This window comes from Corynebacterium sp. NML180780 (assembly GCF_007786415.1).
GTDB lineage: Bacteria > Actinomycetota > Actinomycetes > Mycobacteriales > Mycobacteriaceae > Corynebacterium > Corynebacterium gottingense.
This window is the reverse complement of record NZ_VNKN01000007.1, coordinates 77,480-104,198: the sequence shown is the minus strand read 5'-3', so window position 1 is coordinate 104,198 and position 26,719 is coordinate 77,480. Positions and strand designations below refer to the sequence as shown.

Below are 26,719 nucleotides of genomic sequence, written 5' to 3'. Positions count from 1 at the left end.
CCGCGAATTACTGTGGCGCAGCCTAGTGGCTCGGCTCGTCGGTGGCGTTGCGGTCGGAGAGGTGCTTCGTCTCTTCGAGCTTGCGCAACGTCTCGATCTCCTCGTGGTGCTTCTGCGCCTCCGCGTCGCGAACGCGCTCGGTGACACCAAGCTCGGAGGACTTGAAAGTACCAACCGTCTCGGAGTCAGCGAAGCCAAGCTGGTTGAGCTGCTTCGGAACCGGGGCACCGGCGTACTCGAGCGGGACCGGGTGGCCGTGCTCGTCCACCGGACCGAGCGGCTGGTGGATCTCCACGAACGCGCCGTTCGGCAGCTTCTTGATCACGCCGGTCTCGATGCCGTGCTCCAGGACCTCTCGGTCGGAGCGCTGCAGGCCGATGCACAGGCGGTAGGTGATGAAGTAAGCCAGCGGCGGCAGGATGATCAGACCGATGCGGCCGAACCAGGTCATCGCGTTCAGCGAGATCTGGAAGAAGTGGGCCACGTGGTCGTTACCACCGGAGATGGTCAGCAGCAGGAAGAACACGAGCGCCATGACACCGATGGAGGTGCGCACTGGAACGTCGCGCGGACGCTGCAGCAGGTTGTGGTGCGCGTCGTCGCCGGTGATCTTCTTCTCGATGAAGGGGTAGGTGATCAGCAGGACGACCATCAGACCACAGAGCAGGGCGACCCAGAAGGCACCCGGGATCGTGTAGTTACCCAGGTAAAGCTCCCATGCCGGCATGACACGGGCGGCACCATCGGTCCACAGCATGTAGACGTCAGGCTGCGAACCTGCGGAGACCTGCGACGGGTTGTAGGGGCCAAGCATCCAGATGCTGTTGATGGTGGTCAGACCGGCCATCGCTGCGAGGACGCCAAAGACGAACATCATGAAGCCGATTGCCTTGACGGCGAAGACCGGCATGATGCGGATACCAATGACGTTGTTCTCGGTACGGCCCGGGCCCGGGAACTGGGTGTGCTTCTGGAACCAGACGAGCAGCAGGTGAGCTGCGATCAGCGCCAGGATGATGCCCGGCACGATCAGCACGTGCAGAATGTAGAAGCGATCCAGCATGAGGTCCGACGGGAAGTCGCCACCGAAGATGGCCCAGTGCATCCAGGTACCGATGATCGGAATACCGACGATGATGGCGGACATAATGCGCAGACCGACGCCGGAGAGCAGGTCGTCCGGCAGGGAGTACCCCATGAAGCCCTCGATCATGCCCAGGAGCACCAGGGTGACACCGATAATCCAGTTCGCCTCACGCGGGCGACGGAACGCGCCGGTGAAGAAGATGCGCATCATGTGGGCGAACATCGACATCATGAACATCAGCGCTGCCCAGTGGTGCATCTGGCGGACGAACAGGCCGCCGCGGACCTCGAACGAGATGTTCAGTGCAGTTGCGTATGCGCGCGACATCTCCACACCGTTAAGCGGGAGGTACGCGCCGTCGTAGATGACCTTGGTAATAGACGGGTCGAAGAACAGCGCCAGGTAGACACCGGTCAACAACAGAATGATGAAGCTGTACAGGGCCATCTCGCCGAGCATGAACGACCAGTGGCTCGGGAAGACCTTGTTCAGCTGGGGGCGAAGCACCCCAGCGATTGTGTACCGCGAATCAACATTGTCCGCGACTTGTGCAGGTTTAGTACTCATTAGGACTTACGCTCCCAGAATGCCGGGCCGACGGGCTCGATGAAGTTGCCGTTGGCGATGAGGTAACCTTCTTCGTCAACAGTCACAGGAAGCTGCGGCAGCGCACGGGCGGCCGGGCCGAAGACCGGCTTGCCGTAGTGCAGTGCGTCGAACTGCGACTGGTGGCACGGACACAGGATGCGGTTCGTCTGGGCCTCGTACAGCGAGGTCGGGCAACCTATGTGCGTGCAAATCTTCGAGTATGCGTAGTAGTCGCCGTAGTGGAAGTCCTCCTGGCCTTCGCGCTCAACGGCGCGCTGTGCGTCCTGCGAACGCAGGCGAATCAGCATGACGGAGTTACGCGGACCGTGCAGCGAGTGCATGTGGTGCTCGTACACGTCGCGGTTCGGGTCGTACTCCTTGCCGTCGTTGACGTCCTCCTCGTAGAGGGGGAAGACAGTCTCCATGGACGCGGCAGCCAAGTCCTCCGGGCGCATGCGCACCAGGCGGGAGACGCCGGCGGTGCTGTAGTGCGAACCGGTTTCGCCCTCGTGCAGCTCGGCGATTGCACCGGTGTCGCGGCCGAGGTAGACCTTGACGCCCTGGTCCTGAATGGTCCAACCGTGGGTCCACAGCGTGCCGTCGCCCATGTAGCCGAGCTCGGTGCGCGGGCGCCACGGGTTCTTGATCAGACCGCCCAGCGGGGCGATGACCATGAGACCGGCCAGCACGCCAGCGCCGCCAAGGAGGCCCTGCATGGCCTTACGACGGCCAAAGGTCGAGGTCTCCCAAGCGTCGTTCAGCAGCGCCGTCGTCGTGCGGCGATCCAGCTCGCTGGAACGGCCGTCGTGGCGGCGCTGTACCGAGATCTCCTCGGGGATGAACTTCTTCACGTACTGGATGATTGCAATGCCCAGCGTGACAAAGCCAAGACCGGAGGTCAGGCCCAACAGCGGGGTGTACAGGGTGTAGACCCACAGATCCTCGTCGCCGTGGAACTTCGGCTCCCAGGGCCAGAAGAGGTAGACGCCGAGGAACGCGATGCCGCACAGGACCGAAACCAGCAGCCAGGCGTTGATACCTGCGGCTGCGGACTTCTCGCGCGGGTCGCCCTCGACCGGGAAACGCTCCTTGCGGTAGGCAACGGTGACGTCGTCAAGCTCGGTGCCCAGCGCGGCCAGCTCCGCATTGCTCATGCGGTCCAGCTCTTCGTTTGTGTAGTTCTTCTTTACATCACTCATGAACGCGATCCAATCCAGATAGCAGCGGCGGCGACCAAGGTCACGCCAATCATCCACATAGCCATACCCTCAGAAACCGGGCCGAGGCCGCCCAGGGCGTAGCCGCCGGGGCTCGGGGTCTCCTTAGCCGACTTGATGTAGGCGATGATGTCTCGCTTCTCATCAGCAGAGAGCTGACGGTCAGAGAACTTCGGCATGTTCTGCGGGCCGGTGAGCATCGCCTGGTAGATCTCCTGCTCGTTGGCGGGATCCAGGGCCGGTGCGTACTTACCGGACGACAGCGAACCGCCGCGGCCGGTGAAGTTGTGGCAAGACGCGCAGTTCAGGCGGAAGAGCTCGGAACCGCGGGCAACGTCGGCGGCCTGAATCTTGCCGTCGTAGTCCTTACCGCGCAGCGACTCCATCGCGACGCTGCCGTCCTTGTCGTACACGAGCTCGGGGCCGCCACCGTTCGCCGCGACGTACGCAGCGAGGGCGAGTGCCTGGGACTCGGTGTAGCGCGGGCGCTTGCGCTCAGCCTGCGCGTCGTTGGACATCATCGGCATGCGGCCGGAGTGCACCTGGAAGTACACGGCGCCTTCGCCGGTACCGATCAGGGACGGGCCGCGGTCCTCAACGCCCTGCAGGTTGGCGCCATGGCAGGTGATACACGCGACGTCGTAGATGTCCTTGCCTTCTTGGATCATCGCCTGCTCGTCTCGCTCGGCGTTAGCAACCTGAGCGTTCGGGGCCAGTGCGGATGCCAAGAGGCCGGCGCCGGAGAGGCCGAGCGTGAGCGCGGCAGCACCAGCGACCGTGCGCCTGGTCTTGCGACCAATGCGCTTCTTCTTTGGTGTGTTTTCCATCTTGTTTCCTTTTAGCGACTATTCAAACGGTTACTAGGCCGGTTACTGGACCAGGTAGATCGTGGTGAACACGCCGATCCACACGACGTCCACGAAGTGCCAGTAGTAGGAGGTCACCATTGCGGCCGTAGCTTGCGCCGGGGTGAACTTCGACTTGGAAACGCGGAGCAGCACCACGATGAACGCGAGGATGCCCGCGGTCACGTGCGCCATGTGGAAGCCGGTGATGATGTAGAACACCGAGCCGTAGACGCTCGCCTGCGGCGTCACGCCCTCGTGGACCATCTCAGTCCACTCAAACGCGACGAGGCCCAGGAAGACCACGCCGAGCAGAATGGTTACGGAGAACCACTTGCGAAGCCCGAATACGTCACCCCTTTCTGCAGCAAACACGCCAACCTGGGACGTCACCGAGGAAGCCAGCAGAACGATAGTAATGATGAGGCCAAAAATAACGTTCAGGTTTTCCGTCTGGTGCGCCCAGTCTCCGGCGGCCAGGCCGTTTGCGCGCGACGTGAAGTACATCGCGAACAAGCCGGCAAAGAACATCAACTCTTGGGCGAGGAACGCCATCGTGCCAACGCTGACCATGTTGGGTCGGTTCAGCACTGGGACACGATTCTGCGGTGTCGCCATACCTTGATTAGTAATTGCGGTCGTCACGCATGTGATTATGGCGCGTTTCCGCCTTAAAGTCACCTCGAATACCCCCGGACTTTCTCTGACAGGCACGCCCCAACCTGCCGTTTCAGCGCGAACGACAGTTACGGAAAAACTTTTTGGAAAACTCGGGAACTTTTTGCCCGCGCTTTACGACGCCCATCTCCCCTGGTCACACCAACGGCCCGCCAGCACGCATCGCACGACACCGATTTTCACAACGCCGCTCCCCTCCCCGAACGCACGTCCTGCCGTCGCACGGCGAGTTCCCCGAGTTCCCGATTGTGTCGCTTCTCACATTCCCTCCCAGGGGATTTGGCGCGCGGACCTACTTTCGGTTGACCCCTGGGCGGGTGGGCGTCGCTAAGCAAAAAGCCCCGGCACCGAAGTGCCGAGGCTTGCGGACCCGCGAAGGCAGCGGGGCGGAGCAGCTAGTGCTTCTCGCGCGGGATGCCGTACTGCAGGTTCAGCTGGGTGGTGGTCCAGATGAGGAACACTGCACCGAAGGCGATCAGCCACAGCTGGTAGAAGGCGATACCCAGGCCGAGGAAGAGCACGGCGCCGGACATTGCGAACGGCCAGATGGAGTGCGGGGAGAAGAAGCCGAGCACGCCCGCGCCGTCTTCGATCTCCGCCTCTTCCCAGTCCTCGGGGACGACGTCCATGCGTCGCTCGGTGAAGTCGAGGTACACACCCATCATGAAGCACAGGGCCGTTGCCAGGACGAGGGCAACACCGCCGACCCACTCGAGGCCGAACAGGTAAGCATCTTCACCAATCCAGCTCGTGGCGAAGATGTAGATCACCGCCATCAGACCCAAGAAGGTGCCGATTGCGTAGAAAACTTTTGCGCCAGGACCCATAGTTCTACACTTCCTCTTTCTTAGTTGTTGGCAGCGACAACGGCGTTATCGCCGTCGCGGGTTGCGGTGCGGTCAGTGACAAACGGGTGGGTGGTCGTTGCGAACGGCTCCTCGCCGATAGCCTTCAGCGCGTCCGAGTTCGGCGCCTCCGGGTTGGCTTCGCGGAACTCCATGTAGTCCTTGAACTTCTCCGGCGAGACGGCGCGGAGCTCGAAGTTCATCATCGAGTGGTAGGTACCGCACATCTCGGCACAGCGGCCGACGAATGCGCCTTCCTTCTCAATGCGCTCGATCTGGAAGCTGCGCTGCTGCTGGTTCGCCTCCGGGTGTGCGTAGACGTCGCGCTTGAACAGGAACTCCGGAATCCAGAACGCGTGGGAGACGTCGCCGGATGCGAGACGGAACTCGATCGGCGTGTCGGTCGGCAGCACCAGCACCGGGATTTCCTCGGTGGAACCGATGGTCTCGATTTTGTTGAAGTTCAGGTACGACTGGTCGCCCTGGGACATACCGTGAATCGGGTTCGCGTTCGGCATGTCTTCCGGATCGTGCTTGGTCTCCTCGGCGAGCGCCTGGCGCTCCTTGTCCACACCCTCGTACTTCTGGCCGTTGTTGGTGAACTCGCCGTCGAGCTCGGCGTAGCCGAACTTCCAGTTCCACTGGAACGCGGTGACGTCCACGGTCACCTTCGGATCCTTGTCCAGCGCGGTGACCTTGGTCTGCGACTGCACGGTGAAGAAGAACAGGACCATAACGATGACGATCGGCACGATGGTCAGCGCAAGCTCCAGCGGGACGTTGTACTGCAGCTGCTTCGGGAACTCGCCCTCACCCTTCTTTTCCTTGGCCTTGCGGTTCCACTTGAACACAGCGGTGAGGAACAGGCCCCACATGATGATGCCGACAATCCAGGCGGCAACCCAGACCCACACCCAGAAGTTGTACAGCTCAGTACCCTCCGGCGTAATCGGGTCCGGCCAGCCCATGTCCAGCACGTTAGCGAGGGCCTCCGGGGGAGCAACGCTGCAGCCAGCGAGCGCGAAGCCACCGAGCAGGAGCGAGCCTGCTACACCGAGCTTCCGGGCAAAGCTGCGCTTTGTTTCCTTTTCCACGTGTGTCTGCCTTCCTGTCCACACTTCAATTCGTTGAAAACGATGAACGTTCATAGAAATGCCAGAGCATTCCTACCCATTCCTACCCAGTCAGAATAGTTCATCCAGCGGGCAGGCACGGAATTGCAGATTGGAGCCGCAACGCGCCGAGCTTTCGCTTCTCGACGTACACCCGCCACCCTTGGCTTTTCCCCATCACCCACTCGGCGCGTGGTCTGCGTCACCCAAAAAACGGATTTTTCGCCAAAAAGTTCATCCGAAAGTTGGCCCCCAATCGGGGACGGGCTAAAGGTTGAACCACCGCGGCCACGTCTGGTTCGCCGTTCCAGCCCTCGGAACCTTATCCTGGAACACATCATGACGCGCCCCGGCCGATGCTTGCGGCGCACCGTATATATAAGGAGAAGGTTCAACTTACGATGTGTGGCCTGCTTGCAATGCTTACCGCCGGATCCAACGCCAGCACCTTCGTCCCAGCTGTGGACGACGCGCTGCCGTGCATGTACCACCGTGGCCCGGACGCCGCCGGCACCTGGCACGACGACGACGCAGTGTTCGGCTTCAACCGCCTGGCCATCATTGACCTCGAGCACTCCCACCAGCCGCTGCGCTGGGGCCCGGCCGAGAACCCCGAGCGCTACGCCATGACGTTCAACGGGGAGATTTACAACTACATCGAGCTGCGCGAAGAGCTCCAGGCCGCCGGCTACACGTTCAATACTTCCGGCGACGGCGAGCCGATTGTGGTGGGCTACCACCACTGGGGCAAGGATGTGGTCAAGCACCTGCGCGGCATGTTCGGCATCGTGATCTGGGATACCGAGACCAAGACGATGTTTGCCGCCCGCGACCAGTTTGGCATCAAGCCGCTGTTCTACGCCACGACCAAAGCCGGTACCGTCTTCGCCTCCGAGAAGAAGTCCATCCTGAACATGTTCGAGCAGTTGGGCCTTGCCCTCTCCGGTCAAGACAACGGCCTGGACCGTCGCGCCATCGAGCATTACGTGGACCTGCAGTACGTCCCTGAGCCAGAGACGCTGCACGCCGGAATTCGCCGCGTAGAGTCCGGCTGCACCGTCACCCTGACCCCGGGCGGCGAGGTCCACGCGGAGCGTTACTTCAAGCCCGATTTCCGCACCACCCCGGTGACCAAGGACAAGGAGCAAGACCTCTACGACCGCATCGCAGCGGCGCTTGAGGACTCGGTGGCGAAGCACATGCGTGCCGACGTTACCGTCGGCTCCTTCCTCTCCGGCGGTATCGACTCCACCGCAATCGCCGCGCTGGCAAAGCGCCACAACCCGGACCTGCTCACCTTCACCACCGGCTTTGAGCGCGAAGGCTACTCGGAGGTCGACGTGGCGGCCGAGTCCGCCGATGCGATCGGCGTAGAGCACATCGTGAAGATCGTCTCCCCTGAGGAGTACGCCGACGCCATCCCGAAGATCATGTGGTACCTCGACGACCCCGTCGCCGACCCGTCGCTCGTGCCCCTGTTCTTCGTGGCCCAGGAAGCGCGCAAGCACGTCAAGGTCGTGCTGTCCGGCGAGGGCGCCGACGAGCTGTTCGGCGGCTACACCATCTACAAGGAGCCGCTGTCGCTCGCTCCGTTTGAGAAGCTCCCCTCTCCCCTGCTGCGCGGGCTGAACAGGCTCGGACAGGTCCTACCGGAAGGCATGAAGGGCAAGAGCCTGCTCGAGCGCGGCACCACACCGATGGAAGACCGCTATTACGGCAACGCACGGTCCTTCAACTTCCAGCAGCTGGAGCGGGTGCTTCCCTGGGCGAAGCGCGAGTGGGACCACCGCGAGGTCACGGCGCCGATTTACGCGGCGTCGACAAGCATGGACCCGGTGGCACGCATGCAGAACCTTGACCTCTTTACCTGGATGCGTGGCGACATCCTGGTGAAGGCGGACAAGATGAACATGGCGAACTCGCTCGAACTGCGCGTGCCGTTCCTGGACAAGGAAGTGTTCAAGGTGGCGCAGACGATCCCGCATGAGCAGAAGATTGCGAACGGGACGACCAAGTACGCGCTCCGCCGCGCGATGGAGCAAATCGTGCCCGCGCACGTGCTCAACCGACGCAAGCTCGGCTTCCCGGTGCCGATGCGCCACTGGCTCGCCGGCGAGGAACTGTACGGCTGGGCGCAGGACACCATCAATGAGTCGCAGACCGCGCACATCTTTGACAAGAAGGCCGTGCTGGAAATGCTCAAGGAGCACCGCGACGGCATTTCGGATCACTCGCGACGCCTGTGGACCGTGCTGGCTTTTATGGTGTGGCACGGCATCTTCGTCGAGCACCGTATCGACCCGCAGATCGAGCACAAGGAGTACCCGGTCAAGCTGTAACCGGGCGGCCGCGTTTGGGGGTCCTGCGTGGGCTGGCGGCTCCGGTGCGCACGCGGGGGCTGGGTGCACAAAGGGGGCGCTGGGTGCGCAAAGGGGGCTGGGTGCACACGGGGCAAATGGAGCTAGCTCCCTTTGGGCGGCGCCGGGGCCGCGACCAGGCGTTTTACGGGCAGCGTCCGTCTGATGGAGCTAGCTCCGTTTGCACCTGGCAGCACCAGCCGACCGGGCGTTTTACGGGCCACGTGCGTCTAGATGGAGCTAGCTCCGTTTGCACCGGGCGGCCCCAGCCGACCAGGCGATTCCCCGACACACCTATCCACATGGAGCTAGCTCCGTTTGCACCTGGCAGCACCAGCCGACCGGGCGTTTCCCCGACACAGCTATCTACATGGCGTTAGCTCCATTTGCACCGGGCGACCCCAGCCGACCAGGCGTTTTGCAGGCAGCATCCGTCCAGATGGAGCTAGCTCCATTTGCGCCAGGCAGCACCAGCCGCCGGCGAAGTAGCTGCGCGAGCTCAAGGGGTAGCGCTAGCTCTACCCAAAGACTCCGGTTGCCACCATTGTCCGAGCCCCGCCGCCACGGTGGAATGGACACCATGAGTACAGCAAAGAAAATTCTTCTCGTCCTCGGCGGCGTCGTAGTCGCCATCGGCCTGGCCCTCGCGGCCGCCTGCTACGTCTGGGGGCCGACACTTTCCGCGCAGATGACCGGCCAGGCAAAGTTCCTGGGCAAAGATTCTCCGCAGCGCTACGCCCGCACGGTGCTCGACCTGTCTGAGTCCATGGGGGTTTACGGAGACTCGGAGGAGTTCGCCGCCGCTCGAACCAAGGCAGAGGAGGCTGCGAAGGACGCAGAACACCAGGCCGAGCTACAGGACGTGCTCGACCAGGCCGTCCACGCCGCCGGTGGCAAGCACTCCAGGCTCATTCCGGCGGAAACCCAGCAGCCCGACGCCGAAGAAGGCAGCCCTACTGCCCAGGTCGGAGTGACCACGGTGGGAAACGTCGCGGTCGCAACTGTGCCGGGCATCGGCCGGAACGATGAAATCCAGCAGTACGCGGACACCCTCACCAGTGGACTGCTCGAGGCCCGGGACGGCGGGGCGTGCGGCGCGGTCGTCGACCTCCGGGGCAACGACGGCGGCGACATGGGCCCCATGATCGCCGGGCTGTCCCCGCTCCTGCCCGACGGCACTGCGCTCGAGTTCGTCAACCGCGTCAACACGTCCCAGGTCACGGTCGACGGCAACGCGGTCAGCGGCGGCGGCACACCGCTGGAAACTGCAGGCGGTAAGTGGGAGGCGCCCACCGCAGTGCTTGTCGACGCCACCACCGCCTCCTCCGGCGAAGCGACCATGCTCGCTTTCCGCGGCCTGGACGACTCACGCTCGTTCGGCACTCCGACCGCCGGCTTTGCCTCGGCCAACATGGTGTATGACTTCCCCGACGGCAGCGAGCTGATGCTTACCGTCGCAAAGGACAAGGCCCGCACGGGCGAGGAGTTTTCCGAGGATCCGGTCGCGCCGGACACTCCTACGGACTCCGGTGATGCGGCGCTCGACGAGGCGAAGGCGTGGCTGCACGCCGAGCACGGTTGCGAGGCGTAGCCGGCCAGAAAAATACCCCGTCCGCTGCGGAAAGGATTCGCGCAGTGGACGGGGTATCGGAGGCGTTGCGACTTAGTTGAAGGAGTCGCCGCAAGCGCAGGAACCACCGGCGTTCGGGTTGTCGATGGTGAAGCCCTGCTGCTCGATCGTGTCGGCGAAGTCGATGGTGGCGCCCATCAGGTAGGGCACGCTCATCTTGTCCACAACGAGACGGACACCGCCGACCTCGTCGGCCTTGTCGCCGTCCAGGTCGCGGTCGTCGAAGTACAGCTGGTAGCGCAGACCAGCGCAGCCACCCGGCTGCACGGCGATGCGCAGGGACAGGTCGGTGCGGCCTTCCTGGTCCAGCAGCGCCTTGGCCTTCGCCGCGGCGGCCTCGGTCAGGTTCACACCAGTTGCAGAGGTAGGTGCAGTCATTGAAATCTCTCCTTATATATGTGGCCGGAGTTTGCCCCATCATACTGCCCGCGCAGCATCGGTGGGGTAGGTGGGGTTTCCTCACGCCTCGCAACGCGGGGCCGTGGGCGATTATTCCCGGCAGCGCATTGCTCCTTTCCGGGCGGCGCCTTGTAGCCTAGAGTGCGTGAAACTCCCATGGCAGAAATCTGAGCAACAGTCCGAGCAACGGGCCGGGGGCGGCTCGACCGCCATCTCCGCCGCGGAGATCGGTGGGGCGTCCGGTGGGGACGAGGGGGCGTCGACAAGCGATGCACACGACGAGCCCAAGTACCCGAAGGGCTACACGCCGCCGAAGGGGCGGCCGACCCCGAAGCGCCACGACCAGGAGGTCAAGCGCGGCGTCTTGCGCGACCCTGACAACATGACGCAGGCGCAGCGCGCGCAGAAGAACAAGGAGCTCAAGGCCTCCATGTCGAAGGAGGAGTGGAAGGCCTACAAGAAGGAGCAGCGCGCGGAGAACCGCCGCGCGAACAAGGAGATTCAGGCGCGCATCGACGCTGGCGACGAGCGCTACCTCATGGACCGCGACAAGGGCGAGGTGCGCCGCTACGCGCGCGACTGGGTCGACGCGCGCCGCTTCTTCAACAACTACGTGATGCCGGTCGCGCTTGTGCTCGTGGTGGTCCTGTTCATTGGCACGTGGCTGCCCGAAGTGTCCGCGGTGCTCTCCGGGCTGACCATGCTGTTTATCCTGGCCATCTTCATCGAGGCCTTCGTGATTGGCAAGCGCGTGAACAACGCGGTGCGCGCCAAGTTCCCGGGCACCACCGAGACTGGCTTCGGCCTGGGTATGTACGCGTTCTCTCGCGCGTCGCAGCCGCGCAACTGGCGCTCGCCCAAACCGCAGGTGAGCATCGGCGAGAAGGTCTAAGCCATGACCGAGCCCCATCTGGCCGGCGTCGACTTCGCGCCCGTGCAATCCCCCGATCTTGGCCGCGCGCGGAACGTGTTCCGCCTTCTCGCGCGCTCCGTGCCGGGGCGGAACCTGGGCCGGTTGGCCGACATCGGCGCGTGGGTCGCGGGGGTGCAGGGGGCGTCGACGCCCGCGCCGTTCGCCCACCCGCGCGCGGTCATCGTTGCCGCTCGCCACGGCGTAGCCCAGCGCGGCGTGTCCGCGTGGGAGCCGGACGCAGGCGCGACGCTGCTGGAACAGCTTGAGGCCGGCGCGGGTCCGGCGCACATCGCGGCGCGCGCCGCGGGGGCGTCGGTGCGCGTGGTAGACGAGTTCGACGAGGTCACCGGCGCGATCGACGTGGAGCCCGCGATGACCGCGCAGCAGTGCGTCGCCGCCATCGCGCGGGGCATAGAGGTGGCCGACCACGAAGTGGATTCCGGCACCGACCTCATCATCCCCGGCAACGTGGGCGTCGGCGATACCACGGTCGCCGCCGCAGTGTACGGCACGCTCACGCGCACGGAGCCGGTCAAGGCGATCGGCCGCGGCTCCGGGATCAACGACGAGGTGTGGAAGGTCAAGGTTGCCGCGATCCGCGACGCAATGTTCCGCGCCCGCGCCATCGCCGACGACGTCGAGCGCGTGCTCGCGGAGATCTCTGGCCCCGACATGGCCTTCCTCGTGGGCCTCGTCGCCCAGTCCGCGGCGCGCAGGACGCCAGTGCTTATCGACGCCGCGCTCCCCTCCGTCGCCGCCTACACAGCAGAGCGACTCGCCCCCGGCACGAAGCGCTGGTGCATCGCCGGCGGGGTAAGCCCAGAGCCGGCGCACATCGGCTGCCTCCAGGCGCTCGAGCTGACCCCGGTGCTTGCCCTGGACATGACCACGGGCCAGGCGGCGGGCGCGCTGGCCGCGCTGCCGCAGGTCAACATGGCCGCGGAGATGGCAGCCGAGGCGCTCACGCAGCTGCGTGCCACGAGCCGGCCGGAGCCGCGCTAGGCCGGGTGAGGCGCACTACGCCTCAACCAGCGTGACGTTCCACCCGTGGGTGTCCTCCACGCTGCCGTTCTGGATTCCCCGCAGGCGCTCGCGCAGCGACATCGTGATCGGGCCGGCCTCATTGTTGTTGATGGTGAACTCGCCGTCCGCACTACGCACGCGCCCCACCGGGGTGAGCACCGCAGCGGTGCCGCACGCCAGCGTCTCCGTGATCGTGCCGTTTTCCACCCCCTCGCGCCACTGTTCCACGGTGATCTTGCGCTCCTCAGTGCCCAAGCCGGCGTCTTCCGCGACCTGGAGCAGCGACTTGCGGGTGATGCCGGCGAGCAGCGAACCGGACAGCGCCGGGGTGACTAGTGTGGCGTCGTCCCCGGAGCCCTCGACGAACATGAGGTTCATGCCGCCCATCTCCTCGATGTACTTGCGCTCGATGGCGTCGAGCCAGACCACCTGGTCGCAGCCCTTCTCCTGGGCCTCCGCCTGCGCGAGCAGCGAGCCCGCGTAGTTGCCGGCGAACTTTGCGTCGCCAGTGCCGCCCGGCGCGGCGCGGACGTACTCCTTAGACACCCACACGGAGACCGGCTTCACGCCGCCGGAGAAGTACGCGCCCGCGGGCGAGGCAATGACGTAGAACGTGTACGAATGGGAGGGCTTGACGCCCAGGGTCTCCTCGGTGCCGATCATGAAGGGACGCAGGTACAGCGCGGCCTCGCCGCCCGCCTCGGGCACCCACGCCTTATCGATGCTCACCAGCTGGCGCAGCGACTCGATAAACAACTCCTCCGGCAGCTCCGGCATGGCCAGACGGTGGGCGGAGTGCTGCATGCGCTTCGCGTTCTGCTCCGGCCGGAAGGTGCTGATGGAGCCGTCGGCGTGGCGGTACGCCTTCAGGCCCTCAAAAATGGCCTGCCCGTAGTGGAAGACGTTGGTCGCGGGGTCCAGGGAGATGGGCCCATACGGGCGCACCTGCGCGGCGTGCCAGCCCTTGTCCTCGGTCCACTCGATGGAGACCATGTGGTCGGTGAACTCTTGCCCGAACGCCGGGTCGGCCAAAATGGCTTCGCGCTCCGCGTCGGTTGCGGGGTTCGGGTGTTGCGAAATGGAGAAGTCTAGCATTGTCATGCGCCCCACCCTACTCGGGCGGTACCCCGCCGGAGCCCGAGTACGCTGAATAGGGCTGGAATTTATTCAGCAGAGCTTATCGACGATTCCCTGATCGAAAGGTAACCCAACATGACTTTCACTTGCGCACTCCCCGCCCGCGGCACCACCGCGGCGCTGACGTTGGCGGATTCCGCCCCGTTGCAGGCCGCGCGCCTGATCCCGGTCGCTGCGGGCCAGGACGGCGTCGAGCTGCCCGTGACCGCGCTGACTGCGGACGGCGTCCTCGACGCCCTGGCGAAGGTGGGCGCAAAGGGCGCGGCCGGCGAGCTGCACCACGTCGTGGTCGACGGCACCCTGTTTATCGCTTACGGCTTGGGCCCTGCCGACGAGGTTGACGAGGAGTCCGTGCGTCGCGGCGTCGGCACGGCGGCGCGCAGCCTCTCCGGCATCGAGGAGGTCGCGGTGAGCACGGAGTTTGGCATGGGCCCGATAGTGGAAGGCCTGCTGCTGGGCTCCTACTCCTACCAGGGCTTGAAGTCCGCGGAGGAGGACGCCCCCGCCCCGGTCGCGGTGACGGTCGTCGCGGGCGACGAGGAGCGAGCTGCGTTCGACCGCGCGCGCATCATCGCGGAGTCCGTCAACCTGGCGCGCGACCTGGTCAACACGCCGGCGAACTACCTCTACCCCGAGGCGTACGCCGAGATCATGCGCGAGGTCGGCGAGCAGGTCGGGCTGAGCGTCGAGGTCTTTGACGAGCAGTACCTGGAGGACCACGGCTTCGGCGGCATCACCGCTGTGGGCAAGGGCTCGGCCCGCCCGCCGCGCCTGGTGCACCTGTCCTGGTCGCCGAAGGACGCGCAGGACGGCGAGGCAGCGAGCGCCGCGTTGGTTGGCAAGGGCATCACCTTTGATACCGGCGGTATCTCCCTGAAGCCGGGCGCGCACATGGAGGACATGATCAGCGATATGGGCGGCTCCGCGGCCCAGCTGGCCTCCATCGTCGCCGCGGCACGCCTCGAGCTGGCCATGCCTATCGACGCCTGGCTGCCCCTCGCCGAGAACATGCCATCCGGCTCGGCGACCCGCCCGGGCGACGTGATCACCCACTACGGCGGGCTGACCTCGGAGATCCTCAACACCGACGCGGAGGGCCGCCTGGTGCTCGCCGACGCGATGGCGCGCGCAGCGGAGGACAAGCCCACCTACCTCATCGAGACCGCCACGCTCACCGGCGCGCAGATGGTGGCGCTCGGTACCCGCACCGCCGGTGTGATGGGTACGGAGGAGCTGCGCGACCGCATCGCGGAGAACGGACGCACCGTCGGCGAGCCGGCCTGGTCCATGCCGCTGCTCGAGGAGCAGGAGGCGCAGCTGAAGTCCCCGATCGCGGACATCCGCAACACCCACAACGCGCGCACGGGCGGCATGCTGTTCGCCGGGCTGTACCTCTCCAAGTTCTCCGGGGAGGACAACGGCACGCAGTGGGCGCATATCGACGTCGCGGGCCCGGCCTTCAACACCGACTCGCCATTCGGCTACACCCCAAAGAGGGCAACCGGCGCGCCGGTTCGCACCATTGTGGAGACGCTCACGCAGCTTGCGGGTGAGTAGGTGTGGCCGGGGGCGGTGGCGTCGATAAGCGATGAACCCCTAACTGTAGGGGTCCTCGCCGCGCTCGAACTTGGCGCGGCGCTGCCGCTGCTCCTCGCGCTTGCGCAGAATGCGCTCCTGCTCCATCTTCTTGCGCATGCGGTCGGGGTAGCCGGTCTCTTCGACGTCGTAGAGCGAGATGCTCAGCAGTTTGGCCACCTGGTCGATGCCTTTCGGCCCGCCGATGCGGCGGCGGGTGTAGTTGCCCAGCTCATCGACGAGCACGACCGACATTTCGTTGACCATGGTCTCCGGCTCGATGTAGCCCTCGACAAACTTGCGGCCGCGCACCCACTGCTTCAGGTACTCGGCGTCGTCCGGGCGAATTGTTCCGCCTGGCGCGCGCGGGGGTTTGAAGCTGGAGGACTGTTTCCGTTTGCCGAAAAGGTTAAACACGCGCCTTATCTTACGGAACCGGCGCGCGGGCGAGGCGATGCCGCCCGGCTGAGGCCCCCACCGATGGTGCCCCCAAACGCGACGAATACGGGAGAATGCGGGTAGCCTGTTTTCTGTATAGCTTCCGTTACAACCTTGAACTACGAGGAGACTGAGAAAACATGGCGCACTCCGTAGAGATGCCCGAGCTGGGCGAGTCTGTCACCGAAGGCACGATCACCACGTGGCTGAAGGAAGTCGGCGATACCGTCGAGGTAGACGAGCCCCTGCTCGAGGTCTCAACCGATAAGGTCGACACCGAAATTCCGTCTCCAGTCGCCGGCGTCCTCATTGAGGTCAAGGCTGAGGAAGACGACACCGTCGAGGTCGGCGAGGTCATCGCCATCATCGGCGAGGAGGGCGAGGAAGCCGCTGGCTCCGCCGACTCCGCCGACAAGGCCGAGGAAAAGGACGAGGCCGCAGAGGAAAAGCCGGCCGAGAAGCAGGAAGCCAAGTCCGCACCGAAGGCATCCGGCTCCGCGACCGACGTCGAGATGCCGGAGCTTGGCGAGTCCGTCACCGAGGGCACCATCACCACCTGGCTCAAGGAGGTCGGCGACGAGGTCGAGGTCGACGAGCCGCTGCTCGAGGTCTCCACCGACAAGGTCGACACCGAAATCCCGTCCCCGGTCGCCGGCACCCTGGTTGAGGTCCTGGCCGATGAGGACGACACCGTCGAGGTCGGCGAGGTCATCGCCCGCATCGGCGACGCGGACGCCGATGCCGCTGGCGCGGACGACGCAGCCGACGAGACCGAGGCTGAGGAAGAGGCTCCGGCCAAGGCAGAGGAACCGAAGCAGGAAGCTCCGAAGCAGGAGAAGAAGTCCTCCGGCTCGGGCGCTGGCACCAAGATTGAGATGCCGGAGCTCGGCGAATCCGTCACCGAGGGCACCATCACCACCTGGCTCAAGGAGATTGGCGACGAGGTCGAGGTCGACGAGCCGCTGCTCGAGGTCTCCACCGACAAGGTCGACACCGAAATCCCGTCCCCGGTCGCCGGCACCCTGCTGGAGATCCTGGCTGAAGAGGACGACACCGTCGAGGTCGGCGGCGCCATCGCCGTTGTCGGCGACGCAGACGCCGCTGCCGCTGGCGCGGACGACGCAGCCGACGAGGCTGAGGAAGAGGCTCCGGCCAAGGCAGAGGAGCCGAAGCAGGAAGCTCCGAAGGCTGCCCCGAAGCAGGAGGCACCCAAGAAGGAGGCCCCGAAGGCGGGCGCTTCCGAGAAGCTGGCAGACCGCGGTGGCGACGTTCCGTACGTCACCCCGCTGGTGCGCAAGCTGGCCGACAAGCACGGCGTTGACCTCAGCACCGTTGAGGGCACCGGCGTTGGCGGCCGCATCCGCAAGCAGGACGTGCTGGCTGCCGCCAACGGCGAGTCCGCAGCTGACAAGGGCGCTTCCGCAACTGACAAGGGCGCGGCCGAGAAGCCGGCCGCCAAGGGTGCTCGCGCAAACTGGTCCACCAAGTCCGTGGACCCGGAGAAGCAGAAGCTCATCGGCACCACGCAGAAGGTCAACCGCATCCGCGAGATCACCGCTGCGAAGATGGTCGAGTCCCTGCAGACCACCGCCCAGCTCACCCACGTGCAGGAGGTCGACGTCACCCGCGTCGCAGAGCTGCGCAAGAAGGTCAAGCCGGCCTTCGTGGAGAAGCACGGCACGAACATCACCTACCTCGCCTTCTTCATCAAGGCGACGGCCGAGGCGCTGGTCTCCCACCCGAACGTCAACGCGTCCTACAACGCGGAGACCAAGGAGATCACCTACCACTCCGACGTCAACATCGGCATTGCTGTGGACACCCCGCAGGGCCTGCTCGTGCCGGTGATCAAGAAGGCGCAGGACATGGACCTGGCCGAGATCGCCAAGGCCATCAAGGACCTGGCCGAGCGCGCCCGCAACAAGAAGCTGCGCCCGGACGACCTGACCGGTGCCACCTTCACGGTGACCAACATCGGCTCCGAGGGCGCCATGCTGGACACCCCGATCCTCACCCCGCCGCAGGCCGGCATCCTGGGCACGGCGACGATTGAGAAGCGCCCCGTCATCGTCACCGAGGACGGCATCGACTCCATCGCGATCCGCCAGATGTGCTACCTGCCGTTCAGCTACGACCACCAGCTGGTCGACGGCGCAGACGCAGGTCGCTTCATCACCACGATCAAGGACCGCATTGAGGTCGGCGACTTCGAGGCAGACCTTGCCCTGTAATTTCGCCTACTGATCCGGCGCCGGATCAACGGCACAGCGACGCAGCGGCCCGGTCCCCCACGAACGGGGGCCGGGCCGCTGTGTGCGTTCTGGGACTCCCCCACAGTTCGAGTCACCTAAGGCCCAGACCGTATACTGACAGTGTTTGGCACCACTTTCGACCAAGGAGCACCTGTTGGATTACATCTCCCGTCATATTGGCCCCGACCAGAGCGAGCAGCGGAAAATGCTGGACGCGCTGGGTTACGAGTCGCTGGACGCCCTGATCAGCGCGGCGGTGCCGAAGGGCATCCTCGCTGACGGGCCGCTGCAGCTGCCGCAGGCGCTCACGGAGTACGAGGCGCAGGACCGCCTGCGCGAGATCGCAAGCCAGAACACCGTGCTCAAGGCGTTCTACGGCCAGGGCTACAACTCCACGCTCACCCCGCCGGTGATCCGCCGCGGCGTGATCGAGGACGCCGGCTGGTACACCGCCTACACCCCGTACCAGCCGGAAATCTCCCAGGGACGCCTGGAGGCGCTGCTCAACTTCCAGACCATGGTGCAGGACCTCACCGGCCTGGACATTGCCAACGCTTCGCTGCTGGACGAGGCCTCCGCCGCCGCCGAGGCCGTCGGCCTCATGTCGCGCGCGGTGCGCAAGGGACGCAGGGTGCTTCTCGACGCCCGCCTGCATCCCCAGGTCATCACCGTCGCCAGCGAGCGCGCCCGCGCCATCGACCTTGAGGTCGAGGTCGCGGACCTGTCGCAGGGGGTCGTCGGCGAAGACCTCGTCGGCGCCGTGCTGGCCTACCCGGGCACCGAGGGCGACATCGCGGACCCGCGCCCGGTCATCGAGGCGATCCACGAGCGCGGCGGCCTGGTCACCGTCGACGCCGACATCCTCGCCCTGACCGTCCTGGAGTCTCCGGGCGAGCTCGGCGCGGACATCGCGATCGGCTCCACCCAGCGCTTCGGCGTCCCGCTGTTCTACGGCGGCCCGCACGCCGCCTTCATGGCGGTGCCGGAGAAGCTCAAGCGCCAGCTGCCGGGCCGCCTGGTGGGTGTGTCCAAAGACGCCGAGGGCTTCCCCGCCTACCGCCTCGCACTGCAGACGCGCGAGCAGCACATCCGCCGCGAGCGCGCCACCTCCAACATTTGCACCGCCCAGGCGCTGCTCGCCGTCGCGGCCTCCATGTACGCCGTCTACCACGGGCCTAAAGGCCTGACCGAAATCGCGCGCACCGTCCACGACTTCGCCGCGCGATTCGCCGCAGGTGTGGAAGCCGCCGGCGCGCGCGTCAAGCACGCGCACTTCTTCGACACGGTGGCGGTTGAGGTTGGGGACGCGCAGGGGGTCGTCGAGAAGCTTGCGCAGGCTGGGTACCTTGTGCGCGCCATCGACGCGACCACCGTGGGCGTGTCGTTCGGCGAGGACACCTCCGAGGCCGACCTTGCGGCACTCCTCGAAGCGTTCGGCGCCACCGCGCCAAAGGACGCCGAACCGCGCCTGCCCGAGGCGCTGGAACGCCGTACCGAGTTCCTCACCCACGAGACCTTCAACGCGATCCACTCCGAGACGCAAATGATGCGCTACATCCGCACCCTCGGCGACAAGGACCTCGCGCTGGACCGCACGATGATCCCGCTCGGCTCCTGCACGATGAAGCTCAACCCCACCGCTGGCCTGGAGACCATCACCTGGCCAGAATTCGCCAACGTGCACCCCTTCACCCCGGCCGAATACACGAAGGGCTGGGCCACGCTTATCGACGACCTGCGCACCTGGCTCATCAGCATCACCGGCTACGCCGAGGTGTCCCTGCAGCCCAACTCGGGCGCGACCGGCGAGCTCGCCGGCCTGCTCGCGATCCGCCGCTACCACGTGGCAAACGGCGATACCGAGCGCGACATCTGCTTGATCCCGGCGTCGGCGCACGGGACGAACGCGGCGTCGGCAAGCTTGGCCAACCTGCGAGTCGTGGTGATCAAGACCGCCGACGACGGCTCGATCGACCTGAACGACCTCGACGCGCAGCTGGAGAAGCACGGCGAGCACGTCGCCGCCATCATGCTCACCTACCCGTCCACCCACGGTGTGTACGAGGACACCGTGCGCACCGTGGCCGACAAGGTTCACGCGGCCGGCGGCCAGGTCTACATCGACGGCGCGAACATGAACGCGCTCACCGGCATCGCGCGCCCCGGCGACTTCGGCGGCGACGTCAGCCACCTCAACCTGCACAAGACCTTCACCATCCCGCACGGTGGCGGCGGCCCGGGCGTGGGCCCCATCGGTGTGGGCGAACACCTCATCCCCTTCCTGCCCGGTGACGCGAACGTCTCGCTTGAGCAGGCCTCGGCGCCCGTGCCTGGCGACGCCGGCGTGCCCGTCTCCGCGAGCCTCTACGGCTCCGCGGGCGTGCTGCAGATTTCCTGGGCCTACATCGCCATGAGCGGCGCCGACGGACTGAAGTCCGCCACCCAGCACGCCGTGCTCGGCGCCAACTACCTCGCTCACCAGCTCAACGAGTACTTCCCGGTGCTCTACACCGGCGACAACGGCATGGTGGGCCACGAGTGCATCCTGGACCTGCGCGAGCTGACCGACAAGTCCGGAGTGACCGCAGCGGACGTGGCGAAACGCCTGGTGGACTACGGCTTCCACGCGCCGACGCTGTCCTTCCCGGTCGCTGGCACCCTCATGGTCGAGCCGACCGAATCCGAGGACCTGGCCGAGCTGGACCGCTTCGTCGAGGCGATGCGCTCCATCCACGGCGAGATCCAGGAGATCATCGACGGCCGCGTCGCCTACGAATCCTCCGTGCTGCACCACGCGCCGTTTACCGCCCACTCCGTGGTGCGCTCCGACTGGCCGTACGAATTCAGCCGCGAGCAGGCGGCCTACCCGGTCGACCGGCTCGTGCACGCGAAGTACTTCCCGCCGGTGCGCCGCATCGACGAGGCGTACGGCGACCGCAACCTCGTCTGTGCATGCCCGCCGCCGGAAGCCTTTGGCATCAACACCGGCGAATAGTCCCCTCCCACTGAAAGCGAGAACCCTCATGGCTACCTCTCCCCTGCACGCAGCCCACGAGAAGCTGGGCGCCACGTTTACCGATTTCGGCGGCTGGAACATGCCGCTGAAGTACGGCAACGAGCTCGACGAGCACCGCGCGGTGCGCAGCGCCGTCGGCATCTTCGACCTCTCCCACATGGGCGAGATCGACGTCAAGGGCCCCGACGCCGCCGCGTTTTTGGACTACGCCCTGATTTCCAACATGTCCATCCTGAAGGTGGGCAAGGCGAAGTACTCCATGATCGTCGCCGAGGACGGCGGCATCCTGGACGACCTGATCACCTACAAGATGGCCGACGACCACTTCATGGTCGTGCCCAACGCTGCCAATACCGCCACCGTGTGGGCCGCATTTGAAGCGCGCAAGGGCGACTTCGACGTTGAGCTGCGCAACGACTCCGAGGCCTTGGCACTCGTCGCGGTCCAGGGCCCGAATGCGCTCAAGGTCCTCGAGCCTTTGCTCAGCGACGACGCCGACACACTCGCCTACTACTCCGGTGCCTGGATGACCCTGCACCCGGCAGGCGGCGGGTCCGTCGAGGTGTTCGTCGCCCGCACCGGCTACACCGGCGAGGACGGCTTCGAGCTGTTCTGCGCCAACACGGACGCCCAGGCGGTGTGGGACGCCGTGATCGGTTCCGGCACCCCGTGCGGGCTCGCCTCGCGCGACTCGCTGCGCCTCGAAGCATCGATGCCGCTTTACGGCCACGAGCTCACCACCAACATCACCCCGGTCGAGGCCGGGATGGGCCGCGCCTTTGCCAAGAAGGAAGCGGACTTTGTGGGCAAGGACGCGCTGACTGGCCGCGAGCCGTCTGTAGTCATCGCCGGTCTGACCTCCGAGCAGCGCCGCGCCGCGCGCGAGGGCGCGGAGGTGTTCCTGCCGGGCGCGGAGGAACGCATCGGTGTGGTCACCTCCGGCCAGCCTTCGCCGACGCTGGGCTACCCTGTTGCTCTGGCGCACATCGCGCCCGAGCACGCAGAGGTTGGCACGGCTGTGGAAATTGACATCCGTGGACGTCGCTATCCGTTTACTATCGTAGAGACCCCGTTTTACTCCCGAAAGGACGCCTAACATGGCACTGAAGAAGGACTTCTACTACTCCGAGGACCACGAGTGGATCAACGCCACCCCGGACACCGCCGTCGGCGCCACCGTGCGCGTGGGTATTACCAACGTGGCCGCTGATCGCCTGGGCGAGATCGTCTTCGCCGAGCTGCCGCAGGTGGGCGACACCGTCACCGCCGGCGAGCACTGCGGTGAGGTCGAGTCCACCAAGTCCGTCTCCGACCTGTTTTCCCCGGTCACCGGCACCGTGACCGCCGTCAACGAGGACATCGACGGCGCGTACGAGGCCATCAACAATGACCCGTACGGCGACGGCTGGCTCTTCGAGGTCGAGGTCGAGTCCGTCGGCGAGCTTATGACCGCCGACGAGTACGCCGCAGAGAACGGCGTCGAGGGCTAAACAGGGCTAAACACCCACCACTTCACGCGGGGCTAGAATGCGAAAGCATGACTGCCCCGCGTGACCCATTTTTCCCCGCCGACAAATCCATCCGCGCCGACGCCGCCACCCCGCTCGAGGTGCGCGAGCTCGGCGTCGTGCCGTACCAGGAGGCGTGGGACCTGCAGGCGGAGCTCGCGGCGAAGCGCGCCGCGGGCGAGGTCGGCGACACCGTGCTCGTCCTCGAGCACCCCTCCACATTCACTGCGGGCAAGCGCACGCAGCCCGAGGACATGCCCGACGCCGACTACCCCGTCCCCGTGGTCAACGTGGACCGCGGCGGGCGCATCACGTGGCACGGCGAGGGCCAGCTGGTGGTCTACCCCATCATCAAACTCGCCGAGCCCGTCGACGTGGTCGACTACGTCCGCCGCCTGGAGGAGGCGCTCATTGAGACGGTCCGCGAGGCGGGCGTGACCACCGCCGGCCGCATCGACGGGCGCTCCGGCGTCTGGGTCCCCCACACCACGCGCGCCGCCGACCCGTCGGCACCGACCCGCGACCGCAAGATCGCGGCCCTAGGAATCCGCATCACCCGCGGCGTCACCATGCACGGGCTGAGCCTCAACTGCGACAACACGCTCGCCCACTACGCGCACATCGTCGCCTGCGGCATTGACGACGCCGACGTGACCACCATGAGTCTGGAGTTGGGGAGGGACACGCGGGCGTCGGCAATCGCCCCAAGGCTTCTCCACCACCTCGACCGCGCGCTGTCCGGCGAGCTCACGGTGGCAAACCACACCTTCGCCTCGGCGCCGGACCCCACGAAGGGGCTGAAGAAGCGACCGCGGTAACGCAGTGCTTGACACGTCCGTTAACGTAGGGGGCGTGACTGTAGCACCAGAAGGCCGAAAGCTCCTCCGAATCGAAAAGCGCAACGCGGAGACTCCGATCGAGTCGAAACCGCGCTGGATCCGCAACCAGGTCAAAACGGGACCTGAGTACGAGGACATGAAACAGAAGGTGAAGGGCGCAGGCCTGCACACCGTGTGCCAGGAAGCCGGCTGCCCCAACATCCACGAATGCTGGGAATCCCGCGAGGCGACCTTCCTCATCGGCGGCTCCCGCTGCTCCCGCCGCTGCGATTTCTGCGACATCGCCTCCGGCAAGCCCGACCCGCTGGACCGCGACGAGCCGCGCCGCGTAGCCGAAGAGGTCCGCGGCATGAACCTGAACTACTCCACCATCACCGGCGTGACCCGCGACGACCTTGAGGACGAGGGCGCGTGGCTCTACGCCGAGGTCGTGCGCAAGATCCACGAGCTCAACCCACACACCGGTGTGGAGAACCTCACCCCGGACTTCTCCGGCAAGCCGGACCTGCTCCAGGAGGTCTTCGAGGCCCGCCCCGAGGTTTTCGCGCACAACGTGGAGACCGTGCCGCGCATCTTCAAGCGCATCCGCCCCGCGTTCCGCTACGACCGTTCGCTGGACGTGATCCGTCAGGCGCGCGACTTCGGGCTGATTACCAAGTCCAACCTCATCCTCGGCATGGGCGAGACCCGCGAGGAAATCCTCGAGGCCTTGCAGGACCTGCACGATGCCGGCACCGACATCATCACGATCACCCAGTACCTGCGCCCCGGCCCGACCTACCACCCGATCGACCGCTGGGTGAAGCCGGAGGAGTTCATCGAATACCGCGACGCCGCCTACGACATGGGCTTCGCCGCCGTCATGTCCGGCCCGCTCGTGCGTTCCTCCTACCGCGCCGGCAAGCTCTACGTCCAGGCGATGGAGCACCACGGCCGCGAACTGCCCGAGAACCTCAAGCACCTCAAGGAGACCTCGCAGGGCGAAACGACGCAGGAGGCGTCGACCCTGCTGAAGAAGTACGGCCCGTCGAAGGACCACCCCGTGGTCACGCGCTAAGCGCTGCTTCACGCCCGCCTCACCGGCGGGCGTTTCTTTTTGCTTGCCCGGGGCGTGCCATTAACATTGGCGACATGGCGAAGCAGGATGACAAGGCCGCAGCGAAGGCCGCGAAGAAGGAAGAGCGCGCCGCGAAGCGCGCGAAGAGCAAGCAGACGCGCAGCCAGGTGTGGCAGGCGTTCAAGATGCAAAAGGAGCGCGACAAGGCGCTCATCCCCATCATGCTGGGTTCGGTGCTCGGCGTGGGCCTGCTGTTCTTCCTCATCGGCCTGCTCTGGAGCGGCCAGTGGTTCATGCTGGTCATCGGCCTGCTGCTGGGTGCTGTGCTGGCGATGTGGCTGTTCTCCCGCCGCCTGGAGAAGTCCATGTACGACGAGGTTGGCGACACCCCGGGCGCAGCGGGCTGGACCCTGGAAAACATGCGCAACACCATGGGCATCGTCTGGCTGACCAAGAACGGCGTCCAGGCCAACACCCACATGGACACCATCCACCGCGTCGTGGGCAACCCCGGCGTCGTGCTGGTTGGAGAGGGCAACCGGAACCGCCTCAAGCCGATGATGGCGAAGGAACACAAGCGCGTCGACCGCCTCCTGGCCGGCGTGCCGATCCACGAGGTCTACGCCGGCGACGGCGAGGACCAGGTTCCCGTCCGTGACCTGCAGAAGCACCTGTTGAAACTGCCGAAGAACTACAAGAAGGACGAGGTCTACTCCCTCAACGCCAAGCTCGAAGCGATGGACACCCGCAAGGGCCCTGGCCAGGTCGCCGGCATGCCGGGCGGCCCAATGCCGCGCCAGGCGCAGAACATGGCGGGCATGAACCGCCGCATGCGCCGCATGCAGCAGCGCAAGGGCAAGTAGAGCGACCGGGCGGCAACCGGATACGAACATGCGAATCGACCACACGCACCACGGCAGCGACGATCACTTCGGTATGGGCGTAGAGGCCAGCACGGCGCTGCGCTTCGGCTCAATGCTGCTGACCTCCGGCGCGCCCGCCTACCGAGTCATCCGCGCCGTGAAGCGGTGCGCCCGCGCGCTCGGCTTCGACCACGCGGACGTCATCGTCGGGCTCGACACGCTCACCTGCACGTTCCACCGCGGCGAGCGGTTCCGCACCCTCGCCGCCGTGCTCCCGGTGCCCGGCGTGAACGCCTCGCGCATCGAAGCGCTGGAGAACTTTAGCCGCCACGAACTGCACCACTACGCCACCGCCGAGGAAGTCAACGCGCTTCTCGACGACATCGAGCACATCCACACCCCTCGCTGGAGCCCCCTCGTGGCGTCGCTCGCCGCGGGCCTGGCGTGTGGCGGGTTCGCGATCCTCAACCGCTTCTCCCTGCTCACCGCAGTGCTGGTGGTGATCGCTGCGGGCGTCGGCCAGTTCGTGCGCCAGCGCCTGGCGCACAAGCGATTCCTCCAGCTCGGCGTGGTGATGATCGCCGGCGCCGTCTCCACCATCCTCTTCCTGCTGTTGTCGCTCCTCGTGCCGGGCGCGGACACGCAGCTCTCCGCCGGCTTCGTCGCCGCGATCCTCTACCTCATCCCCGGCTTCCCGCTGTTCGTGGCGCTCAATGACCTGTCGCGCTTCGACTTCAGCGCCGGCATCCCCCGGCTGTTCTACGCGCTCGAAGTGATCGTGGCCATGATGCTCACCGTCGCCGTGATCGCCATGATCACCAGCGCTCCCCCGCCGCCGCACATCGCCGCGGAGCCGGAGCTCGGGTTCTACCTCGCCGCAGCCGTCGCCAGCTTCTTCAGTATCGGCGGCTTTGCCATCATCTTCAACGCCTCACGACGCATGGCGCTCCTCGCCGCGACGCTCGGCACGGTCGCCAACATCCTGCGACTCGTCCTCCTCCACGCCGACATGCGGTACTTCCTCGCGTGCTTCCTCGGCACGCTCACCATCGGCATTCTCGGCCGCTGGCTCGGCCAGCACTTCCACGTCCCGCGCTCCACGGTCACCATCCCCGCGACCGTCGTGATGATCCCCGGCACCACGATCTACGCCGCGATGCAGGAGCTGACCAGCGGCGACGTCACCGGCGGCATCAGCGCCACCACCGAGGTCGTCCTCGCGGTGCTCTTCCTCTCCGGCGGGCTTACCGTCGCCCGCCTCATCACGGACCGCAATTGGGCGTTCCAGCACCACATCGACTTCCGCGAAAACCTCGGCGGCACGCCGGGCTAGTCGCTTA

General features: G+C 65.8%; 22 protein-coding genes. 13 read left to right on the top strand and 9 right to left on the bottom strand.

The features are described 5' to 3' along the window. Positions 1-22: 22 nt before the first annotated feature. From FPP74_RS06320 to FPP74_RS06295, 6 genes are all read right to left on the bottom strand, one after another. Positions 23-1,654, bottom strand: a complete 1,632-nt coding sequence (locus tag FPP74_RS06320) for a cytochrome bc complex cytochrome b subunit (RefSeq protein ID WP_144717514.1) — start codon at positions 1,652-1,654, stop codon at positions 23-25. Beyond that, positions 1,654-2,874 carry a ubiquinol-cytochrome c reductase iron-sulfur subunit gene (locus FPP74_RS06315; RefSeq protein WP_095547266.1) on the bottom strand — a complete coding sequence of 407 codons (1,221 nt, stop codon included), beginning with the start codon at positions 2,872-2,874 and terminating at the stop codon, positions 1,654-1,656. Before FPP74_RS06315 ends, FPP74_RS06320 begins: the two co-directional genes overlap by 1 nt. After that, positions 2,871-3,719 carry a cytochrome c gene (locus tag FPP74_RS06310; protein WP_144717512.1) on the bottom strand — a complete coding sequence of 283 codons (849 nt, stop codon included), beginning with the start codon at positions 3,717-3,719 and terminating at the stop codon, positions 2,871-2,873. The genes FPP74_RS06315 and FPP74_RS06310 overlap by 4 nt, the downstream gene beginning before the upstream one ends. Positions 3,720-3,761: 42 nt before the next feature. After that, entirely contained in the window at positions 3,762-4,382 is a 621-nt protein-coding gene (locus FPP74_RS06305) for a heme-copper oxidase subunit III (protein WP_173783230.1), read from the bottom strand. A gap of 428 nt (positions 4,383-4,810) precedes the next feature. Beyond that, the gene (locus FPP74_RS06300; RefSeq protein WP_095278124.1) at positions 4,811-5,242 is read right to left on the bottom strand and encodes a cytochrome c oxidase subunit 4; all 432 of its coding nucleotides are present in this window, start codon (positions 5,240-5,242) and stop codon (positions 4,811-4,813) included. Between the two features lie 20 nt (positions 5,243-5,262). Continuing rightward, positions 5,263-6,354 (bottom strand): cytochrome c oxidase subunit II, encoded by a 1,092-nt coding sequence (locus FPP74_RS06295; protein ID WP_095534902.1) that lies wholly within the window; start codon positions 6,352-6,354, stop codon positions 5,263-5,265. A 419-nt stretch (positions 6,355-6,773) separates the two neighbouring features. Between FPP74_RS06295 and asnB the strand changes: the two genes are divergently transcribed. After that, the gene (asnB, locus tag FPP74_RS06290; RefSeq protein ID WP_144717510.1) at positions 6,774-8,711 is read left to right on the top strand and encodes an asparagine synthase (glutamine-hydrolyzing); all 1,938 of its coding nucleotides are present in this window, start codon (positions 6,774-6,776) and stop codon (positions 8,709-8,711) included. Positions 8,712-9,309: 598 nt separating this feature from the next. Then, positions 9,310-10,320, top strand: a complete 1,011-nt coding sequence (locus FPP74_RS06285; RefSeq protein WP_144717508.1) for a S41 family peptidase — start codon at positions 9,310-9,312, stop codon at positions 10,318-10,320. Between the two features lie 72 nt (positions 10,321-10,392). Here FPP74_RS06285 and FPP74_RS06280 read toward each other — a convergent pair whose 3' ends face one another. Further along, positions 10,393-10,737, bottom strand: coding sequence for an iron-sulfur cluster assembly accessory protein (locus FPP74_RS06280; RefSeq protein ID WP_095278134.1), 345 nt, complete (start codon positions 10,735-10,737; stop codon positions 10,393-10,395). A 166-nt stretch (positions 10,738-10,903) separates the two neighbouring features. On the opposite strand from FPP74_RS06280, the gene FPP74_RS06275 reads away from it, so the two are divergent. Then, positions 10,904-11,650, top strand: a complete 747-nt coding sequence (locus tag FPP74_RS06275) for a DUF3043 domain-containing protein (protein ID WP_144717506.1) — start codon at positions 10,904-10,906, stop codon at positions 11,648-11,650. A 3-nt stretch (positions 11,651-11,653) separates the two neighbouring features. Next, positions 11,654-12,673, top strand: a complete 1,020-nt coding sequence (locus FPP74_RS06270) for a nicotinate-nucleotide--dimethylbenzimidazole phosphoribosyltransferase (protein ID WP_144717504.1) — start codon at positions 11,654-11,656, stop codon at positions 12,671-12,673. Positions 12,674-12,688: 15 nt separating this feature from the next. Here FPP74_RS06270 and FPP74_RS06265 read toward each other — a convergent pair whose 3' ends face one another. Further along, a complete protein-coding gene (locus tag FPP74_RS06265) occupies positions 12,689-13,795 on the bottom strand; it encodes a branched-chain amino acid aminotransferase (RefSeq protein WP_144717502.1) in 1,107 nt (368 codons plus the stop codon). A 111-nt stretch (positions 13,796-13,906) separates the two neighbouring features. Here FPP74_RS06265 and FPP74_RS06260 point away from each other — a divergent pair, with 111 nt between their 5' ends. Further along, positions 13,907-15,388: a leucyl aminopeptidase gene (locus FPP74_RS06260; protein ID WP_144717500.1), complete on the top strand. Its 1,482-nt coding sequence runs from the start codon at positions 13,907-13,909 to the stop codon at positions 15,386-15,388. 39 nt (positions 15,389-15,427) lie between these two features. On the opposite strand, the gene FPP74_RS06255 is transcribed toward FPP74_RS06260, so the two are convergent. Beyond that, the gene (locus tag FPP74_RS06255) at positions 15,428-15,823 is read right to left on the bottom strand and encodes an oxidoreductase (protein WP_095278143.1); all 396 of its coding nucleotides are present in this window, start codon (positions 15,821-15,823) and stop codon (positions 15,428-15,430) included. A 161-nt stretch (positions 15,824-15,984) separates the two neighbouring features. On the opposite strand from FPP74_RS06255, the gene sucB reads away from it, so the two are divergent. From sucB to FPP74_RS06215, 8 genes are all read left to right on the top strand, one after another. Continuing rightward, positions 15,985-18,075: a 2-oxoglutarate dehydrogenase, E2 component, dihydrolipoamide succinyltransferase gene (gene sucB, locus FPP74_RS06250; RefSeq protein ID WP_144717498.1), complete on the top strand. Its 2,091-nt coding sequence runs from the start codon at positions 15,985-15,987 to the stop codon at positions 18,073-18,075. A 175-nt stretch (positions 18,076-18,250) separates the two neighbouring features. Further along, positions 18,251-21,091: an aminomethyl-transferring glycine dehydrogenase gene (gene gcvP, locus FPP74_RS06245; RefSeq protein WP_144717570.1), complete on the top strand. Its 2,841-nt coding sequence runs from the start codon at positions 18,251-18,253 to the stop codon at positions 21,089-21,091. Between the two features lie 28 nt (positions 21,092-21,119). Continuing rightward, on the top strand, positions 21,120-22,208 hold the full coding sequence (gene gcvT / locus FPP74_RS06240) for a glycine cleavage system aminomethyltransferase GcvT (protein ID WP_095553895.1): 1,089 nt from the start codon (positions 21,120-21,122) through the stop codon (positions 22,206-22,208). A 1-nt stretch (position 22,209) separates the two neighbouring features. Then, positions 22,210-22,602: a glycine cleavage system protein GcvH gene (gene gcvH, locus FPP74_RS06235; protein ID WP_095553894.1), complete on the top strand. Its 393-nt coding sequence runs from the start codon at positions 22,210-22,212 to the stop codon at positions 22,600-22,602. Positions 22,603-22,649: 47 nt separating this feature from the next. Continuing rightward, positions 22,650-23,438 (top strand): lipoyl(octanoyl) transferase LipB, encoded by a 789-nt coding sequence (gene lipB, locus FPP74_RS06230; RefSeq protein WP_095553893.1) that lies wholly within the window; start codon positions 22,650-22,652, stop codon positions 23,436-23,438. A gap of 34 nt (positions 23,439-23,472) precedes the next feature. Beyond that, positions 23,473-24,516, top strand: a complete 1,044-nt coding sequence (gene lipA, locus FPP74_RS06225; RefSeq protein WP_144717496.1) for a lipoyl synthase — start codon at positions 23,473-23,475, stop codon at positions 24,514-24,516. A 74-nt stretch (positions 24,517-24,590) separates the two neighbouring features. Then, positions 24,591-25,379, top strand: a complete 789-nt coding sequence (locus tag FPP74_RS06220) for a DUF4191 domain-containing protein (RefSeq protein ID WP_095278158.1) — start codon at positions 24,591-24,593, stop codon at positions 25,377-25,379. A 28-nt stretch (positions 25,380-25,407) separates the two neighbouring features. Beyond that, complete coding sequence (locus FPP74_RS06215; protein WP_144717494.1) at positions 25,408-26,712, top strand: threonine/serine exporter ThrE family protein; 1,305 nt, start codon at positions 25,408-25,410, stop codon at positions 26,710-26,712. Positions 26,713-26,719: the final 7 nt, after the last annotated feature.